The organism is Brucella sp. GW823-FHT04E01 (assembly GCF_058796175.1).
Genome location: NZ_JBXAIK010000004.1, coordinates 164094 through 182709, shown reverse-complemented (window position 1 = coordinate 182709; position 18616 = coordinate 164094). Strand labels below are relative to the sequence as shown.

The following is an 18616-nucleotide window of genomic DNA, read 5'->3' as shown; positions in this document are numbered from 1 at the left end:
GCTGCGGGTCTTTTTATTAAAACTCTTCCGGGCGTTTGCCGCCCATGGCACGGGTCAGCTCGTCGGCGGTGGAGCGGATCAGCGGCCCGAACTCCTCGAGCCTCTTTTTCGGCAGGCGCACCGCAGGGCCGGAAACGGAAATACCAGCAATCGCCTCGCCATATTCATTGAAGATGGGAGCGGCGATGCAGCACATGCCGAGCGTATGTTCTTCATCATCAATCGACCAGCCACGGGTGCGGGTTGCCTGAATGTCTTTCAAGAGCGCTGGCAGGCTGTCGAGCGTGCGCTGCGTGAAATGTTCAAGCGTGCGCCCCGAAAGAGCGTGCGCGATTTCCTTGTCCGACCAGGTGGACAATATGGCCTTGCCAATGCCGGATGCATGGATGGGCCCGCGCCGCCCGGGCCGGAAAAAGGCGCGCATCGGCGCATGGCTTTCGATCTGCGAGATGAACACGACATCGCCGCCGTCCTCGACGCCGATATTGGCGGTTTCGCCGCTCGTTTCCATCAATGTCTTGAGATAAGGCCGCGCCAGAATGCCGAGCTTGCGGAACCGGCGAAAGGCATTGCCGATTTCGAAAGCCTTGACGCCGATGGTCCAGTCTCCGCTTTCCAGATCGTGGGAAACCATACCATGATTTGCCAACGACGATAGAAGGCGGTGCACGGTGGAGGGCGCCATACCGCTTTCATCGGCAAGGTCGGTCAGTGTCGAACCGTCATTTTCGGCGATTAATGCCAGCAGCTTCAGGCTTCGGTCCAGAACCTGCACAGACGAGGGCGCGGCGTTTTCCGCCGCCTTGCGGCCCCGCTTTACCTTTGCCTGTTCCATCATCGTCTCCGAATCCCGCCTTAGAGCGCATCCCGAAAAGTGTGAAACGGTTTTCGGACAAGATGCGCGTCAAAACAAACAGTTAGAGCGTGATCTGATTCAATCAGATCGAACCACGCTCTAAACTCACGAATTACCACTATCGCATCCATTGCTACTCGGAAAGGCATCGGCGGATTATCTCCATTCCGTTGAAAATCTTTATTTCCGTATAATGGTATGCATTTCCATTTTTTGATATTAGCTTTTGTAAATGGAGATTAATTCCACGGAGCATTTCCAGCAAAAGTGCGTAAGCCGTTTGCGTCTGGAAATGCGTGAGAAAAAGAAACAAAGCGGCAATAGCCGTTCCACAGGAACGGACGCCGCTTGAGGAGGGAGCCGTCATGGCCAGAATGCGTGCAGTCGATGCAGCCGTGCTTGTGCTGGAAAGAGAAGGGATCAATTGTGCTTTCGGTGTACCGGGCGCAGCGATCAATCCATTTTATTCGGCGATGAAAGCGCGCGGCTCGATCCGCCACATACTGGCGCGTCATGTCGAAGGTGCTTCGCATATGGCCGAGGGCTATACCCGCGCAAAGCATGGCAATCTTGGCGTCTGCATCGGCACCTCCGGCCCCGCCGGAACGGATATGATCACGGGTCTCTATTCGGCTTCCGCCGACTCGATCCCGATCCTCTGCATTACGGGTCAGGCGCCACGTGCGCGTCTGGACAAGGAAGACTTTCAGGCGGTCGATATCGCCAAGATCGCAGCCCCTGTCACCAAGTGGGCGGTCACGGTTATGGAGCCCGCATTGGTGCCTTTTGTTTTCCAGAAGGCGTTTCACATCATGAAGTCGGGCCGTCCCGGCCCGGTTCTGATCGACCTGCCGATTGACGTCCAGCTTGCCGAAATCGAATTCGACATCGACACTTACCAGCCGATGGAAGCCTACAAGCCTGCTGCTACGCGGGCGCAGGCGGAAAAGGCGCTCGCCATGCTGAACGAGGCGGAACGTCCGCTGATCGTTGCTGGTGGCGGCATCATCAATGCCGATGCGTCCGATCTTCTGGTTGAGTTCGCCGAAATCACAGGCATTCCGGTCATCCCGACCCTGATGGGCTGGGGCGTCATTCCCGACGACCATCGCCTGATGGCAGGCATGTGCGGTCTGCAGACCTCGCACCGCTATGGCAATGCCAATCTGCTGGCCTCCGATGTCGTCATCGGCATCGGCAACCGCTGGGCAAACCGTCATACGGGTAATGTCGACACCTATAAGAAAGATCGCAAGTTCATCCATATCGACATTGAGCCGACGCAGATCGGCCGTGTCTTTGCACCGGACTTCGGTATCGTTTCCGACGCAGGCAAGGCGCTGAAGCTGCTGCTGGACGTTGCGACCGAATGGAAGTCTGCCGGCAAGCTGCGCGACTGGTCGGACTGGGCCAAGGAATGTGGCGAACGCAAGCGCACCATGCTGCGCAAGACACATTTCGACCAGACGCCGCTCAAGCCGCAGCGCGTTTATGAGGAGATGAACAAGGCGTTCGGTCGCGATACCTGCTATGTCACGACCATTGGCCTCAGCCAGATTGCGGGTGCGCAGTTCCTGCATGTCTATCGCCCACGCAACTGGATCAATTGCGGTCAGGCCGGTCCGCTCGGCTGGACGCTGCCAGCAGCGCTCGGCGTGCGTGCTGCCGATCCTGACCGTCCGATTGTTGCGCTTTCCGGCGACTATGATTTCCAGTTCATGATCGAGGAACTGGCGGTCGGCGCACAGCACAAGCTGCCCTACATTCATGTGGTCGTGAACAATTCCTATCTCGGCCTCATCCGCCAGGCGCAGCGCGGCTTCAACATGGATTTCGAGGTGAGCCTCGCCTTCGACAACATCAATGCCAATGGCGACGCGGAAAAGGGCTATGGCGTCGATCACGTAGCTGTCGCCGAAGGCCTCGGCTGCAAGGCGATCCGGGTTCGCAGCCCCAACCAGTTTGCCGAAAGTTTTGAACAGGCAAAAGCGCTTATGGCGGAGCATCAGGTGCCGGTGGTTCTGGAATTCATCCTGGAACGCGTTACCAATATTTCCATGGGTGTCGACATCGATCAGGTTGTCGAATTCGAGGAACTGGCCGAACGTGGCGAAGATGCGCCGACCGCTATCGCAGCGCTTTTGGATTAAGAGCAATTCCCGGTTTTGTCCGCAATTGCGCAAATAGAGAATTACAAGGAGGCGAAAATGCCGAGATTTGCAGCCAATCTCACAATGCTCTTCAATGAAGTGCCTTTCATGGACCGCTTCGCACTGGCCGCAAAGGCCGGTTTCACCGGGGTGGAATATCTCTTCCCTTACGAGTTCAACCGGCATGAGCTGAAGGCGGCGCTGACCAAGCATAATCTGGCGCAGGTCCTGCACAATCTGCCTGCGGGCAATTGGGCTGGCGGCGAGCGTGGCATTGCGGTTCTGCCGGATCGCGTCGATGATTTCCGGCGCGGTGTGGCCGATGCCATCGATTATGCCACGACGCTCAACTGTTCGCAGGTCAACTGCCTTTCCGGCATTGCCCCGCAAGGTGTCGATCCGGACGTTTTGCGCGCCACTTTTGTCAGCAATCTGCGTCTGGCGGCAAAGGAACTGGGCAAGCATGGCATTCGCCTGCTGATCGAGCCGATCAACCACTATGATATTCCGGGCTTCTATCTCAACACGGTGGAGCAGGCGGTCTCGATCATCGACGAAGTGGGCAGCAACAACCTGTTCATCCAGTACGATCTCTACCATCAGCAGCGGACACGCGGCGAGCTGGTTGCAACGTATGAACGTTACAAGCCGCTGATTGCCCATGTTCAGCTCGCCGACAATCCGGGCCGCAATGAGCCGGGCACCGGTGAGATCAATTATCCGAACGTGTTCGAAGCACTGAAAAACGCCGGATACAAGGGCTGGATCGGCTGCGAATACAAGCCGAAGACCACCACTGAAGAAGGCCTCGGCTGGTTCAAGAACCATGAAGCCGAACGGCTGACCGCATAAAGAACGGCTGACCGCATAAATTTGATTAGGGAGTAAGCGACATGGCCAAGATAGGCTTCATCGGACTGGGGATCATGGGCACGCCGATGGCGCGTCATTTGCAGGATGCGGGACATCAGCTCTTCACCTCCCGGTTCAATCCTCCACCGCGCCAGGAGCTGATCGACAACGGTCTGCAAATTCTGGAAACGCCGAAGGCTGTTGCCGAAGAGTGCGACACCATTATCCTCATGCTGCCGGACACGCCGCAGGTAGCCGAAGTTATCTTCGGCGAGGGCGGCGCGATCGGTGGCCTTGGCAAAGGCAAGTTGCTCATCGACATGAGCTCGATTTCCCCCATCGAGACGAAGGAATTTGCGAAGAAGGTCCGTGCGACAGGTGGCGAATATGTCGATGCACCGGTTTCGGGCGGTGAGGTCGGCGCGAAGAATGCCAGCCTCTCCATCATGGCTGGCGGCTCGCAGGAATCGTTCGACCGCGCTCTGCCGCTCCTGAAGCTCATGGGCAAGAACATCACGCTCGTCGGCGATTGCGGTGATGGCCAGACCACCAAGGTTGCAAACCAGATCATCGTCGCACTCAATATCGAGGCTGTCGCCGAAGCATTGGTTTTCGCTTCCAAGGCAGGCGCAGACCCGGCAAAGGTGCGCGAAGCTCTGATGGGTGGCTTTGCATCGTCCCGCATTCTCGAAGTGCATGGCGAACGCATGATCAAGCGTACTTTCGATCCGGGCTTCCGCATTTCGCTGCACCAGAAGGACTTGAACCTTGCGCTGCAAGGCGCAAAGGCGCTCGGTGTTTCGCTGCCGAACACTGCCACGGCACAGGAACTGTTCAATTCCTGCGCGGCGCATGGCGATGATGGTCTCGACCATTCGGGTCTGGTGCGTGCTCTGGAGAGAATGGCGAACCACGACGTCGCCTGACACTACAGCTGCATTCCTCGTGATGCCGGACTGCAAAGAGCAATTTTTTGCGCTCCGGTGCTCACGTACCCTTAAGTACGCTCCGCTCCGTTGCTCGAAAATCACTCTTTTCGCCACGGCCTGACGAGTTTGCAACTGTGGTGCTAAAACAGACCTGACTTCTCTGGAGGGAGAGGGGTGGAGCTGGCTGCTTGGAGGAAGTGGCCGGCTCCATTGATTTTATACGTGTAGCGCGGAATAGTGCCGTCAAACGATAATCAAGACCGGGAAACTCATGACCACGATTGCCGATCCAAAGAAATTTCTGACCAGCCTTTTCGATGCCGCTGTTGCGGCTGCCGATCCCGAACTGGTGATCCGCGCCAATCTTCCGGCCAAGCCGAAGGGACGCACGATTGTCATCGGTGCGGGTAAGGGCTCGGCGCAGATGGCGGCGGCTTTCGAGTGTGCCTGGGCTGAGCGGCATGAGGGCGAGGACGCGCCAATCGAGGGTATTGTGGTCACGCGCTATGGTTATGGCGCGCCCTGCGCGCGTATCGAAATCATCGAAGCCGCGCATCCGGTTCCCGATGCTGCAGGGCTTCAAGCCTCGAAGCGACTGTTCGATGCTGTGTCCAACCTCACCGAAGATGACCTCGTGGTGGCGCTTGTTTCCGGTGGTGGGTCTGCCTTGTTGCCCTCGCCGCCGGACGGGCTGACGCTTGAGGACGAAATCGCGGTCAACAAGATCCTGCTTGCGTCGGGTGCGCCGATTTCGGCGATGAATGCGGTCCGCAAACATCTGTCGACGATCAAGGGTGGCAGGCTCGCCGCAGCCGCCCATCCGGCAAAGGTGTTCTCGCTCGTTGTCTCGGATATTCCGGGCGATAATCCGGCCTTCGTGGCTTCCGGCCCAACTGTGCCGGACGAGACAAACCGCGATGAGGCTTTGAAGATCATCGAACGCTATAGACTGGAACTGCCCGATGCTGTGCTTGCGCACATCAAGAGCGAGAAGGCTCACGCGCCAAAGCCGGATGACAAGGTTTTTGCGAGGAACGAAGTGCGCGTCATTGCTTCCGCTGCTGTTTCGCTGGAAGCGGCAGTGAAGGAAGCCGCGCGTCATGGCGTCGAAGCGGTGATTCTCTCCGATGCGATGGAAGGCGAGGCGCGGGAAGTGGCGCATGTTCATGCGGCGATTGCCCGCGAGGTGGCCGACCGTGACCGCCCATTCAGGAAGCCAGTGGTCATTCTGTCAGGCGGTGAGACGACCGTCACCATTCGCGGCAAGGGCGGCAAGGGTGGACGCAACAGCGAGTTCCTGCTGTCTTTTGCCCTCGATATTGATGGTTATGACAATATCCATGCGCTGGCCGCCGACACGGATGGTATCGACGGATCGGAGGACAATGCAGGAGCCTTTGCTGATGGTTCCACTGTTTTGCGTCTGCAAAAAGCGGGCGAGGATGGCGCGGCGCGGCTCAACGCCAATGATGCATGGACGGCATTCGACGCCATCGGCGATCTGTTCGTACCGGGGCCAACCGGCACGAATGTCAATGATCTCAGAGCTATTTTGATAGTGGCTTAGACTCGTCGTCCAACAGGATGCGACTGGCTGCTCCATCCAGATCGTCGTACTGGCCGTTCTTCAACGACCAGAGAAAGGCGACAAGGCCAAGCAGGCCCAGAAACAGCGCGATGGGAATGAGAAAGAGAAGTCCGCTCATTTGTGCGCTTCCTTGATGATAGCAACAGGCGCGATAGTCTTCTGCGTCTGTTGCTTTTGTTTTCCGGCCCGCAACCGCAATGCGTTGCTGACGACTACGATGGACGACAGCGACATCGAAAGTGCAGCCACCAGCGGGGTGACATAGCCGAAAATCGCAATCGGCACGGCTATGATATTATAGCCGATGGAAAGCGCAAAATTCTGGCTGATCAACCGGCCCGCTTCCTTCGAGACGGCAAAGGCAAGCGGTACTGCCGACAAGCTTTCGCGCAGAAAGACGAAATCCGCTGCATTGCGGCCAATGTCGGCTGCCGTCGCCGGGGCCATGGAAACATGGGCGGCGACAAGGGCCGGAGCATCGTTCAATCCGTCGCCGACCATCAAAACCTTGTTGCCTTCGCTCGACAGCTTCTGCACCAGCTCCGACTTATCGGCAGGCAGTACCTGAGCCTGAAAATTGTCGACGCCGAGATAGCCTGCAAGCCTCTCGACGGCAGGCAGCCTGTCGCCGGAAATGATGCCAAGCTTCAGGCCGTTGCGCTTCAGTGTGGCGATGGCTCCGGCAGCGTCTTCGCGCGGCTGATCTTCAAAGCGGAAGGTTTCAACCAGCTTGCCATCAATGGAAAGACAGGTTTCGGGGCCATCTGCATGAGGCATGACAGCGGTACCATCCGCCCAGTCCCGCTTGCCAAGCCGATAGATGGAGCCGTTGAGCTCTGCTTCGATGCCTGCGCCCGGCACTTCCTCGATACGGGTAAATGCGGTCATCGGTTTTGCGCCCGAGAACAGCGCAAGTGCGCGCGACAAAGGATGGCGCGAATAAAGCGACAGCTCGGCTGCGATTTCGAGATTGTGGGGATCAATCGCATCGGCATCAATCAGTCTCGGCTGACCGAGGGTCAATGTGCCGGTCTTGTCGAAAATGGCAGTGTCGATCTCGGCCATCCGCTCCATGGCGGAGCCGTCCTTGATCATGATGCCGTTTTCAAACAGGCGACGGGCCGCAACCACCTGCACAATCGGCACTGCAAGGGCGAGCGCGCAAGGGCAGGTGATGATGAGGGTGCAGATCGCGATATAGATGGAGCGATACCAGTCGCCACCGGTGTAGATCATCCAACCGACAAAGGCCGCAAAGGCAATCGTATGGACCATCGGCACGTAGAGTTCAGAAGCGCGGTCGGCGAGACGGCGATAGTAAGCGCGGCCACCTTCGGCGACATCCATCAGCCGCACCATTTCAGCGAGGAAGGAATCCTTGGCTTCCGCTGTCGCGCGGATGATAAGAGGCGTGGAAAGATTAAGTGTGCCTGCGCGGATATCCGAGCCGGGCCCGACAGGCACGGCATCGCTTTCACCCGATGCAATGGCGCAATCAAGTTCTGAACGGCCTTCTTCCACCTTGGCATCGACAGGTACGCGCTCACCTGCTGCAAGGATGATGCGCATTCCGGGGCGGATTTCGTTGACCGGCAGGTAATTGCGTTCGTCATTCTCGCCGATCACCACCGCGCCGCGGCTGCCGAGCTGCGCCAGACCGCGCACGGCGGAACGGGCACGGGCGCGCATCATGTAATCGAGCGTGCGGCCGATCAGCAGGAAGAACAGCAGTGTCACCGATGCGTCGAAATAGGCGTGCTGGCCATGGTTCATCGTCTCATAAACGCTCATGCCGAAGGCAAGCGTGATTGCGAGTGCAATCGGCACATCCATGTTCACGCGTCGTGCGCGCAGTGCATTCCAAGCTGAAACATAGAAAATGCGGCCTGAATAGATCAGCGTCGGCAGGGCGATAAGGCTGGAAATCCAGTGAAACATGTCGCGCGTCGCGGCATCCGCGCCCGACCAGACCGCGACCGATAAAAGCATCACATTGCTCGAAGCAAAGGCCGCGACGCCAAGTGCGATCAGGAGCCGCGTGAAGGTCGGATCCTTGTCCTGCGCCATGTCGAAGATATGCGCTTCATAACCGAGCCTGCGCAGCGGATTGACCACATCTGGCGGCGTCTCGCCATCTTTCCAGCGCACGGTGACGCGGCGCGCCGTCAGGTTGACGCGGACATAGGCAACGCCCGCGATCTTGCCGAGTGTCTCCTCGATGTTCTTGATGCACAGGCCACAATGAACACCGGGAACCGACAGGTCGAGCTGGCGAAAGCCGTCTCCAAGCGCACGGCTTGCGACCTGCATTTCATCTACAGAGACGGCCTGAACGACGGTCGCTATCTGTGCATTCTCGACGCAGCAGCTCATAGTATCCTCCCGTCCTTCACAAGAACGCGGATGATGTGGCGATAGGGGTCTTCAAGACCGGCATCGGCATTCACTTCCATGATCCAGGCGCCTTCGCCAAGTTCCAGCGGAGCGGTCAGTATGCCGGGTTCGCGGACTGTCAGCGTGACCTTGGTGTCGTTCACATCGCCAACCGGGCGCTTGAACTCAACCGTGCCACCGGTCAGGCCAACGGCCTTGCCGTCACGATCGGCCAGCTGCCAGGTGAAGACGCCGCTTTCAAAAGCAGGCTTCGACTGCCATTGCAGCGCGGCCTGCTCCTTGCCGGTCTGTGCCTTGTCGTTGAACTCCTGACTGGCGACATAGGTGTTCTTCACCACCAGCCCGCTCCAGCTATGGATGGCATTATAGGCCATGGTCAGATTGACGGCGATAATGACACCGAAGAAAGCGAGCATGATGCCCAGCATATGCCAGCCGGTAAACGTGCCTGGAGTTTTCGACTTGATCGACATTATCTGCCCTCCGGTGCCATGAAAGTTGCCTTGTAACGTGCATGTTCCGCACCGTTTGCGTCACGCACTTCGATTTCATAGTCCTTGCGATGATCGGTAATCGCATCATGCGGCATGGTGACGAAGACACGCAATGTCTTCAGACGGTCCGGCTCCACCGGAACATCGTAATTACCGTTTGTATCCGCTGTTTCGTCTTGCACCGTCAGTGTTGCCCCCGGCAGGCCCTCAATGGAAAGGCGGAAGGTGCGCGGCGTCGGGATCATGTTGAGCAGCTTGACCGTGTAGCCATTGCGGATCGATCCGTCCGACAAAAGCACATATTGCGGCGTGCGATCATGCAACACGTTGATGCCGATGCGCTGGCGCGTCGAAAGCGAGATGACGAGTGTAAGGCCGATCAGCGCCCATACGGCGAAGTAGAACATGCTGCGCGGACGCAACACCTTCTTCCACGACAGGTTCTGCACCTTGTCCGAGAAGCTGTTCGGCGCCTTGTAGACGCGTGCCGGATCGATAGGAGCCGTGCCATTATTGGTCGCCAGCGCCATGTTGAAGTCGTAATCGGCAAGCGTTGCATAGGAGATGAGACCGCGCGGCTTGTCGATCTTGTCCATCACCGAATTGCAGGCATCGATGCACAGCGCACAGGTGATGCATTCCAGCTGCTGGCCGTCGCGAATGTCGATACCCATCGGGCAGGCAGCGACACAGGCATTGCAATCCACGCAGTCGCCCACGGTTTCGCCTGCGGCAATCGCCTTCTTGGAATGGCGTGAGCGTGGCTCGCCGCGCCAGTCATTATAGGTGACGGTGAGCGAATTTTCGTCCAGCATCGCAGCCTGAATGCGTGGCCACGGGCACATATAGGTGCAGACCTGCTCGCGCATCAGCCCGCCGAAAATATAGGTGGTGGCGGTGAGGATGGCGACGGTGAAATAGGCGACGGGTGCGGCCTGACCTGTCACGAAATCCATGAGCAGCTTCGGCGCATCGGCGAAATAGAAAATCCATGCGCCGCCGGTCAGAACACCGATGACGATCCAGACGGAGTGTTTGGCAACCCGCTTCCAGACCTTGTCGAAGGTCCAAGGTGCCTTGTCGAGTTTCATGCGCGCATTGCGGTCGCCTTCGATGGCGCGCTCGACGACCAGATAGAGATCGACCCAGACGGTCTGCGGACATGTATATCCACACCAGGCGCGGCCCGCGACGGAGGTTACAAGAAACAGGCCGAGACCCGCCATGATAAGCAGTCCTGCGACGTAGTAGAATTCCTGCGGCCAGATTTCGACAAAGAAGAAATAGAAGCGGCGATTGGCAAGATCGATCAGCACCGCCTGATCGGGCGCATAGGGACCGCGATCCCAGCGCAGCCAGGGCGTCAGATAGTAGATGCCCAGTGTAATGAGCATGACAATCCATTTGAAGCGCCGGAACTCGCCCTGCACACGCTTCGGAAAAATCTTCACCCGCGCCGCATAAAGCGACTGCCGGGTCTTGGGGGAATTGACTGCCTGAACGTCAATGCGTTCGACATCGTCTGACATTTGCCTTGCTCCTGAAGCGTGATCCCGGAAAGACAGAAGCTGGTTTCCCGGAATGATCGCACTTGCAACAATTGAGAGCGGGGTGGTTATTCGCCGTCCGTTCCAATGCAGTGGTTTGAAGTGTATCCCGACCTGCCGTTTAAGCCGGGAGCATCTGGCCCCCGCATCGGTTCCGATGCGGGGGGCAGTTATTGTTACTCACCACCGCCCAGCGAATGGACGAAGATGGCAAGCTGCTTGACGGTCGCATCGCCGAGGCGTGTTTCCCATGCAGGCATGACGCCATGCTTGGGATGCGATACCTGACGCACGATGGCGTCCTCGCCGGAACCATAGAACCAGATGGCGTCTGTCAGGTTCGGCGCACCGAACTCACGCAGGCCCTTGGCATCCGCGCCATGGCAGACAGCACAGTTTTCGGCAAACACCTTCTTGCCTTCCGGCACCATTTCCGGATTGTGCGGCGTGCCGGAGAGGCTCACCACATAGGCAGCGACATCGCGAATCTGCTGTGGTTCCAGCACGTCGACAAAAGCCGGCATTTCGGAAACGCGGGTGTCGGCATCGTCCTTCGAGCGCACACCATGACGAATGGTCGTCAGAACGTCGTCGATGGAACCGCCCCACAGCCAGTCGTCATCGTTGAGGTTCGGATAGCCGGGTGCGCCCTGTGCGCCAGAACCGTGGCACTGCACGCAGTTGACGCGGAAGGCAGCAGCGCCACCGGCAATCGCATATTGGCGCAGGTTTTCATCAGCCAGAATCTCGTGCACGTCCTTGGCCTTGATCTGGTCGATAATGCCCTGGCGCTCGCTGTCGATCTTGGCGGTTTCTTCCCAGAAGGCGCCACGACTCGACCAGCCGAGCACGCCGCCGGTGGAGCTGGAAATCAGCGGCCAGGCGGGATAGGCGATGACATAGGCGATCGCCCAGAAAATGGTGGCGTAGAATGTCCACAGCCACCAGCGGGGCATTGGATTGTCGAGTTCCTTGATGCCGTCCCATTCGTGGCCGGTCGTCGCTACGCCGGTGACATCGTCAATTTGCTTGTCAGTCATTTGCGTCATCCTTGAAAGGAATGTCCTTCGCGTGGTCGGCTATCTGCTTGCTGCCTGGCCGGAAGGCGTAGAAGACGACGAAGAGGAAAAAGAGCGCCATGCCGAGCAAACCCCAGCTATCGGCGAACGTGCGCATGGTATTGTAATCCATCGCTAAATCTCCGCTTTATCTCGCTTTGGGGGACTGGTCGTAGGTCGAGAAGTCGACCAGCGTGCCGAGCATCTGGAGATAGGCGATGAGTGCGTCCATCTCCGAGATCATCTGCGGATTGCCGTCGAAATCACCGAGCTTGGCCTTGGGATAGCGGGCCTCTACACCGGAAGTATCGGCATCGGGCGTAGCCTGTGCCTTAAGATCGTCCAGCGCGCTGTCGATCATTTCCTGGCTGTAGGGCACGCCGACCGCCACATTAGCCTTCAGATTGCCAGCAATGTTGGAGGCGTCCAGCGGACGGTTCTTCAGGAAGGCGTAGCTTGGCATGACCGATTCCGGCACCACGTCACGCGGACGGACAAGGTGCTGCACGTGCCATTCGTTCGAATAGCGGCCACCGACGCGCGCAAGGTCAGGCCCCGTGCGCTTGGAACCCCACTGGAACGAATGATCGTACATGGATTCCGCAGCAAGGCTGTAATGACCGTAGCGTTCCACCTCGTCGCGGAACGGACGGATCATCTGGCTGTGGCAAAGGTAGCAGCCTTCACGCACATAGACGTCACGGCCCGCGAGTTCCAGCGGCGAGTAGGGGCGCATGCCCTCCACCTTCTCGATTGTGTTCTCGAGATAGAAGAGCGGCGCGATTTCAACGATGCCACCGACCGTGACCACGGCGAGCGATGCGATCAGCAGCAGCGTTGCGTTTTTCTCCAGCTTGGAGTGGTTCTTTAGTATCGACATAAATCACACGCTCCTTATTCGGCAGGCTGCATGGTGGTGCCAGTTGCAGGCTTCGCACCGCCCATTGGGGCTTCGTTGCGCAGATTGCCGCGAATGGTCTGATAGACGTTCCAGGCCATCACGAAGCCACCGGCGAGGTAGAGCACGCCGCCAAGCGTACGGATGACGTAATATGGGAACATGGCGAGCACGGTTTCCGCGAAGGAATAGACGAGGAAGCCCTGATCGTCGTATTCGCGCCACATCAAGCCCTGCTGGATACCGGCAACCCACATGGCCGCCGCATAGAGAACGATGCCGAGCGTCGCCAGCCAGAAGTGCCAGTTGACCATGCGGATCGAATAGAGCCGCTGGCGGTTCCACAGCTTTGGTGCGAGATAATAGACGGCGGCAAAGGTGATCATGCCGTTCCAGCCGAGCGCACCCGCATGAACGTGACCGATGGTCCAGTCCGTATAGTGCGACAACGAATTGACGGCCTTGATCGAAAGCATCGGGCCTTCAAAGGTCGCCATGCCGTAGAAGGCGATAGCTGCAACCATCAGGCGGATGATCGGATCGGTACGGACCTTGTCCCATGCGCCGGAAAGCGTCATCAGACCGTTGATCATGCCACCCCAGGACGGCATCCACAGCATGATGGAGAACACCATGCCCAGCGTCTGCGCCCAATCGGGAACGGCGGTGTAATGCAGATGGTGCGGACCAGCCCAGATATAGAGGAAGATGATCGACCAGAAGTGCACGATCGACAGGCGGTAGGAGTAGATCGGACGCTCTGCCTGCTTGGGCACGAAATAGTACATCATGGCCAGGAATGGCACGGTCAGGAAGAAGGCAACGGCGTTATGGCCATACCACCACTGCGTCACAGCATCCTGAACGCCGGAGAAAGCCGAATAGCTTTTCACGCCGAGGAAGGAGACCGGGATCGCCAGATTGTTGATGATGTGCAGCATGGCGATGGTGATGATGAAGGACAGGTAGAACCAGTTCGCCACATAGATATGCGGCTCTTTGCGCTTCAGGATCGTGCCGAGGAACACGACCAGATAGGCGACCCAGACGATGGTGAGCCAGATGTCGACATACCATTCCGGTTCTGCATATTCACGGCTCTGCGTGATGCCGAGCAGATAGCCGGTCGCAGCCATGACGATGAAGAGCTGATAGCCCCAGAATACGAACCATGCGAGATCACCGCCGATGAGGCGGGCGCGGCAAGTGCGCTGCACGACATAGAACGATGACGCGATCAGGATGTTTCCGCCAAACGCAAAAACAACCGCAGAGGTATGCAGCGGACGCAGGCGGCCAAAGTTCAGGTAAGGTTCCAGATTGAGATCTGGAAAGGCGAGCTGCGCGGCGATAACCACACCGACCAGAAAACCGGTCACTCCCCAGAAAACCGTCGCGATGACACCGTATCGGATCGGGCCGTCCATATAGGTGGACTGGTCGACCTTTTTCGGCGTCAGGCCGTAATCGGCATTTCGCATCAGAAGAATGGTGAAGATGGCCAGTGTAGCGAACAGAATCCACATATGGGTTCTGAACAGCTCATCATGGGAAAATCCGGCCAGAAGCACGGCAAAAAGTGCTCCCAGACCGGAAAGGACTGTTCCAGCGGCGTAGTTCATGAAATCCCCTCGCAGCGCATGACAAGAGCCATCTCGGATGAGACAGCAATAGCGATAGGTTTCCTATCAGCGCTTAGAGAGCAGCTGTCATTGATCTAAATCAAAGACAGCTGCCAGAAGGCCCGAAAAATAGGGAAGAGAGCCTTGCTCAGGATTCGTCAATATTCCGCTTCAGCCGGATCATGATGCGGGACGCAGTATTATGTCATTCGACAATCGTGCCCGGCACGATGATTGATGCGCTTAACCCGCCTTGTGAGCGGTTTTGCAGCTGCAATTCGCCACCCATCCGTTCTGCCGCCATTTTCACAATTGCGAGGCCAAGGCCGCTGCCGGTTTCGTTGCGATGCGCGCCGCGGAAGAAACGCTCGGTTACATGCGGCATTTCGCTGTCGGGAATGCCAGGTCCATTATCCTCGACAGTGAGCCTGACTTTGCCCGCTTCAGCTTCGATCCGGCAGCGCACGGCGCCATCCCTGGGCGAGTGATTGACGGCATTTTCGATCAGGTTGCGGGCAGCAAGCGTGAAGAGATGCGGGGAGGGCAACTGCACCAGCGGCATGTTGTCTGGCAATTCGATGGAAATGCCGCGCTGGACTGCGAGCATCCGCATGTCGGTGGAAACCGCAACCAGAAGCTGGCACACAGGTTCGCATGCTGGTGCTTCAGTCTCATCGCTGGTTTCAAGCGCTGCCAGATCCAGAAGCTGGTTGGTGAGGCGGCTGGTGCGGTCGACGCCCGCCGCGATCTGGCGCACTGCATTGGCGCGCATTTTTTCATCCTTCGCACCTTCGGCAATCTGTGCCTGCGTCTTCAGTCCGGCGAGCGGCGTCTTCAGCTCATGCGCGGCAAAGATCGCAAAGTTGCGCTCGCGCTCGCGAGCCTCTTCAACGCGATGGAAAAGCCCGTTCAGCGCGGTGACGGCGGGTGCGATCTCCTTGGGCAGGTTCTGTTCGGGCAGCGGTCGCAGATCCTGCGCCTGCCGTTTGGAAAGCACGGACGCAAGGCGGCTCAGCGGGTCGAGACCGCGTCGCACGCACAGCCAGATCATGAGCGCCAGAACAGGTAGCATCAGCAGGGCTGGCAGCACGAGGCCCGCCACGACGTTCTGCACCAGCCTTTCACGAACGCTCAGGCTGTCGCCGACCATGACACGCAGGCCGAGCTGGGTATTTTCGACAGCGAATACACGCCAGCGATCACCCGCAACTTCCGTATCGGAAAAGCCGTTTGCGACATTGGTGAGCCGCACGCCGGGCGCACTTTCGGAACGTCCCACCAGCTTGCCGTCAAGCGCCCATATCTGACAGAACAGCTGCCGGTCATAAAGCGGAAAATCCGGCATTGGCTTCAGCGACAATTGCCCGCCATCACCTTCCGGGCCAACCTCCACACGGTGCTCGGTCAAAAGCGAATTGACCATGCGTGCGGCCTCCATCAGGCGCGCATCGAGTACTTTTTCAAGCTGTGACTGGGTGCTGATATGGATCCATACCACCGCGAAAAGCCAGACGAGGCAGGTAACGCCGATCAGGATGCCGGTCAGGCGGCTGCGGATGGAATTCATGCGCCTGCCCCTGCCAGACGGTAGCCGACCCCACGCACCGTTTCGATATAATCCGAACCGAGTTTCGAGCGCAGATGATGGATATGGACTTCCACCGCGTTGCTCTCCACTTCCTCCTGCCAGCCATAAAGCGCTTCTTCCAGTGAGGATTTGGAGAAGGTGGCGGTCGGCCGTTCCATCAAGGCGCGCAGGATCGAGAATTCGCGTCGGGTCAGCCTGACGGGTTCACCATGGAGAAGCACCGACATCTCCGCCGGGTCCAGTTCCACGCCGCGCCATTCAAGCAGGGCATTGGCGCGTCCGGCACCGCGTCGGGCGACAGCGCGCACGCGGGCTGCAAGCTCATGCAGGTCGAAGGGCTTGCCGACATAATCGTCGGCACCTGCATCAAGGCCGGCAACGCGCTCGGGCACCTGATCGCGGGCAGTCAGCAACAGCACCGGTGTCTCGTCGCGGCCGCGCCGCATCGTTCTGAGGATGTCGAGGCCCGAGCCATCGGGCAGCATCAGGTCGAGCACCACGGCATGATAGTTCTGGGCGGCAAGGGCTGCTTCCGCATCGCCGCAATTGGAAACGGCATCCACGGTGAAACCGGCAAGCCCCAACCCTACGGTCAGTCCGTCGAGGAGGATCGCGTCGTCTTCTACCACGAGTATGCGCATGAGTTCCTGTTTCCGCCTTCATTGACAATTAGAAGCACACGGGCTTTTCACCGCGCCAGCTTAAGGCTGTCTTAAGGTGGCCGGAGCATTCGCCTTTTGCAACATGATCAATTTGTCCGAATCGAATTTATGCGGAAAATCGTAATGCGTTTCTTTACGGGCCTCGCTGGCTTATTCATCAGTTTGTTTCTCGCGCTTGGCCCGGCATCGGCAGCGAACCCGTTGCCGGTCGATCAGGCTTTCCGCCTGAGTGTGCTGAAGGATACGGATGGCCGTCTCGTGCTGAACTGGCAGATCGCGGACGGTTACTATCTTTATCGCGATCATATCGAGGCGAAGGACGGGCAGGGAAACGCGCTTGCCGTCGATACGCAGCCCGGCCAGCCCAAGGACGATCCGAATTTCGGACGGCTTGAAGTCTATTACACCCATGCCACAGCAAGTGTGAAAGCAGATGCACAGCCGGTGGAACTGACCTATCAGGGCTGTCAGGAAGACGGCATCTGCTACCGTCCGGAAACCAGAACAGTCGATCCGGTCACGCTCGCCATATCCAGCGAAATGGGGCAGAAGGCCAAAGCGCTGACGCAGGCATCGGTATTTGCTCCAGCTGCTATGCCAACCGTTGAGCAGAATACGGCGTTTGCCCTTGCACCCGAAAAAGGCATGGTCGAAGGGCTGCTCGATCAGGGCGGCACCGGGCTGGTGATCGCGGCGTTTCTGGCTTTCGGTGTTCTGCTTGCTTTCACGCCCTGCGTTTTCCCCATTTATCCGATCCTTGCCGGAACGCTGGCCCGCGAAGGTGAAAAGCTGACGGCAAAGCGTGGTTTTGTGCTTTCCGCCGTCTACGTCGTCAGTCTCGCACTGGGCTTTGCCGTGGTGGGTGCAATTGCAGGCTGGTCGGGGCAGAACCTGCAGATGGTGCTACAGTCGAAATGGACCGCGCTTGCACTGGCCGGACTATTCACGCTTCTGGCGCTTTCCATGTTCGGCTTGTTCCAGATACAGCTTCCAAATTCATGGGTCAGCGCAATTTCGTCGCGCACTGGACAGAGTGGGGGCCGACGGACAGGTTCCAAACGTTCCGCTGCCATTCTCGGTTTCTCGTCCGTGCTGATTGTCGGCCCTTGCGTGACGGCACCGCTTGCAGGCGCGCTGCTCTATATTGCGCAGACGGCCAATGTGGCTCTGGGCGCTTCCGCGCTCTTTGCGCTCGGTATTGGCAAGGGACTGCCGCTCATTGCTTTCGCCACGCTTGGCGCTGGCACGCTTCCGCGCGCAGGCGCATGGATGGAAACGGTGAAGCAGATTTTCGGCTTCGGTTTTCTGGCAACCGCAATCTTCATGGCCGTCCCGCTTCTACCGCCCGGCGTGGACATGGTGCTGTGGGCGCTCCTGCTTTTCGGGGCTGCAAGTTTCGCGTTTCTGAGGATTCCGGGGCGCAGCGTTGTGGCGCGCACAATAGGCACCGCAGCCTTCGTTTACGGCGTCATTTTGATGCTCGGCGTGGCTTCGGGCGGAAAAGACCCGTTGCAACCGCTGGCCGCATTCGGTAACCGTGGCGGCAACCAGAATCTGGCCGCGCTGCAATTTGCGCCGGTCGAGACTGTTTCTTCCCTTCAGGAGAAACTTGTTGAAGCGCGCGGCGACAAGCCGACGCTTGTCTATTTCACGGCGGACTGGTGCGTAAGCTGCTCCACCGTGGAGCGCCGGGTTTTGCCCGACGCGAGCGTGAAGAAGGCGCTGGGCGACTATCAGCTCATCAAGGCGGATATTTCGCAGCTTACCAGCGGCAATGCCGATCTTATGGCAAAGCTTGGTGTCGCCGGCCCGCCGACGATGATCTTCTTCGATCGCATCAGCAAGGAACCGGAGGGGACCAGACTGGTGGGCGATGTCACGACCGCCTCTATCGAACGTTCGGTAGGCCTTGTGAGCGCTGACTAGAGCATTTCCAGCAAAACTGCGAAGCGGTTTTGCGTCGGATAATGCGAAAAAA

Annotated in this window: 16 protein-coding genes; 5 read left to right on the top strand and 11 right to left on the bottom strand. The window is 58.4% G+C overall.

Annotation, left to right across the window (positions count from 1 at the left end; translation table 11 throughout):
* Positions 1-16: 16 nt before the first annotated feature.
* Complete coding sequence (locus AC1RHM_RS16070; RefSeq protein WP_010658280.1) at positions 17-835, bottom strand: IclR family transcriptional regulator; 819 nt, start codon at positions 833-835, stop codon at positions 17-19.
* A gap of 386 nt (positions 836-1221) precedes the next feature.
* Here AC1RHM_RS16070 and gcl point away from each other — a divergent pair, with 386 nt between their 5' ends.
* From gcl to AC1RHM_RS16050, 4 genes are all read left to right on the top strand, one after another.
* Positions 1222-3006, top strand: a complete 1785-nt coding sequence (gene gcl / locus AC1RHM_RS16065) for a glyoxylate carboligase (RefSeq protein ID WP_029925678.1) — start codon at positions 1222-1224, stop codon at positions 3004-3006.
* Between the two features lie 57 nt (positions 3007-3063).
* Positions 3064-3858: a hydroxypyruvate isomerase gene (hyi, locus tag AC1RHM_RS16060; RefSeq protein ID WP_010658282.1), complete on the top strand. Its 795-nt coding sequence runs from the start codon at positions 3064-3066 to the stop codon at positions 3856-3858.
* A gap of 41 nt (positions 3859-3899) precedes the next feature.
* On the top strand, positions 3900-4784 hold the full coding sequence (locus AC1RHM_RS16055) for a 2-hydroxy-3-oxopropionate reductase (RefSeq protein ID WP_029925676.1): 885 nt from the start codon (positions 3900-3902) through the stop codon (positions 4782-4784).
* Positions 4785-5058: 274 nt separating this feature from the next.
* Positions 5059-6354: a glycerate kinase type-2 family protein gene (locus tag AC1RHM_RS16050; RefSeq protein ID WP_010658284.1), complete on the top strand. Its 1296-nt coding sequence runs from the start codon at positions 5059-5061 to the stop codon at positions 6352-6354.
* On the opposite strand, the gene ccoS is transcribed toward AC1RHM_RS16050, so the two are convergent.
* The 10 genes from ccoS to AC1RHM_RS16000 all read right to left on the bottom strand — a co-directional run bounded on the left by ccoS (position 6335) and on the right by AC1RHM_RS16000 (position 16617).
* Positions 6335-6493, bottom strand: a complete 159-nt coding sequence (gene ccoS, locus AC1RHM_RS16045) for a cbb3-type cytochrome oxidase assembly protein CcoS (RefSeq protein ID WP_010658285.1) — start codon at positions 6491-6493, stop codon at positions 6335-6337. The genes AC1RHM_RS16050 and ccoS overlap by 20 nt on opposite strands.
* On the bottom strand, positions 6490-8748 hold the full coding sequence (locus tag AC1RHM_RS16040; RefSeq protein ID WP_492332600.1) for a cation-translocating P-type ATPase: 2259 nt from the start codon (positions 8746-8748) through the stop codon (positions 6490-6492). Before AC1RHM_RS16040 ends, ccoS begins: the two co-directional genes overlap by 4 nt.
* Complete coding sequence (locus AC1RHM_RS16035) at positions 8745-9242, bottom strand: FixH family protein (RefSeq protein WP_010658287.1); 498 nt, start codon at positions 9240-9242, stop codon at positions 8745-8747. Before AC1RHM_RS16035 ends, AC1RHM_RS16040 begins: the two co-directional genes overlap by 4 nt.
* Positions 9242-10792 carry a cytochrome c oxidase accessory protein CcoG gene (gene ccoG, locus AC1RHM_RS16030; protein ID WP_010658288.1) on the bottom strand — a complete coding sequence of 517 codons (1551 nt, stop codon included), beginning with the start codon at positions 10790-10792 and terminating at the stop codon, positions 9242-9244. The genes AC1RHM_RS16035 and ccoG overlap by 1 nt, the downstream gene beginning before the upstream one ends.
* Before the next feature lie 194 nt (positions 10793-10986).
* On the bottom strand, positions 10987-11850 hold the full coding sequence (gene ccoP, locus AC1RHM_RS16025) for a cytochrome-c oxidase, cbb3-type subunit III (protein WP_010658289.1): 864 nt from the start codon (positions 11848-11850) through the stop codon (positions 10987-10989).
* Positions 11843-12001 (bottom strand): CcoQ/FixQ family Cbb3-type cytochrome c oxidase assembly chaperone, encoded by a 159-nt coding sequence (locus AC1RHM_RS16020; RefSeq protein ID WP_010658290.1) that lies wholly within the window; start codon positions 11999-12001, stop codon positions 11843-11845. The genes ccoP and AC1RHM_RS16020 overlap by 8 nt, the downstream gene beginning before the upstream one ends.
* A 15-nt stretch (positions 12002-12016) precedes the next feature.
* Complete coding sequence (ccoO, locus tag AC1RHM_RS16015; protein WP_010658291.1) at positions 12017-12748, bottom strand: cytochrome-c oxidase, cbb3-type subunit II; 732 nt, start codon at positions 12746-12748, stop codon at positions 12017-12019.
* A gap of 14 nt (positions 12749-12762) precedes the next feature.
* Positions 12763-14388, bottom strand: a complete 1626-nt coding sequence (gene ccoN / locus AC1RHM_RS16010) for a cytochrome-c oxidase, cbb3-type subunit I (RefSeq protein WP_010658292.1) — start codon at positions 14386-14388, stop codon at positions 12763-12765.
* Positions 14389-14593: 205 nt separating this feature from the next.
* Positions 14594-15955, bottom strand: a complete 1362-nt coding sequence (locus tag AC1RHM_RS16005; RefSeq protein ID WP_010658293.1) for an ATP-binding protein — start codon at positions 15953-15955, stop codon at positions 14594-14596.
* Entirely contained in the window at positions 15952-16617 is a 666-nt protein-coding gene (locus AC1RHM_RS16000) for a response regulator (protein WP_151576875.1), read from the bottom strand. The genes AC1RHM_RS16005 and AC1RHM_RS16000 overlap by 4 nt, the downstream gene beginning before the upstream one ends.
* 144 nt (positions 16618-16761) lie before the next feature.
* On the opposite strand from AC1RHM_RS16000, the gene dsbD reads away from it, so the two are divergent.
* On the top strand, positions 16762-18564 hold the full coding sequence (gene dsbD, locus AC1RHM_RS15995) for a protein-disulfide reductase DsbD (protein WP_492332599.1): 1803 nt from the start codon (positions 16762-16764) through the stop codon (positions 18562-18564).
* The last annotated feature ends 52 nt before the right edge of the window (positions 18565-18616 follow it).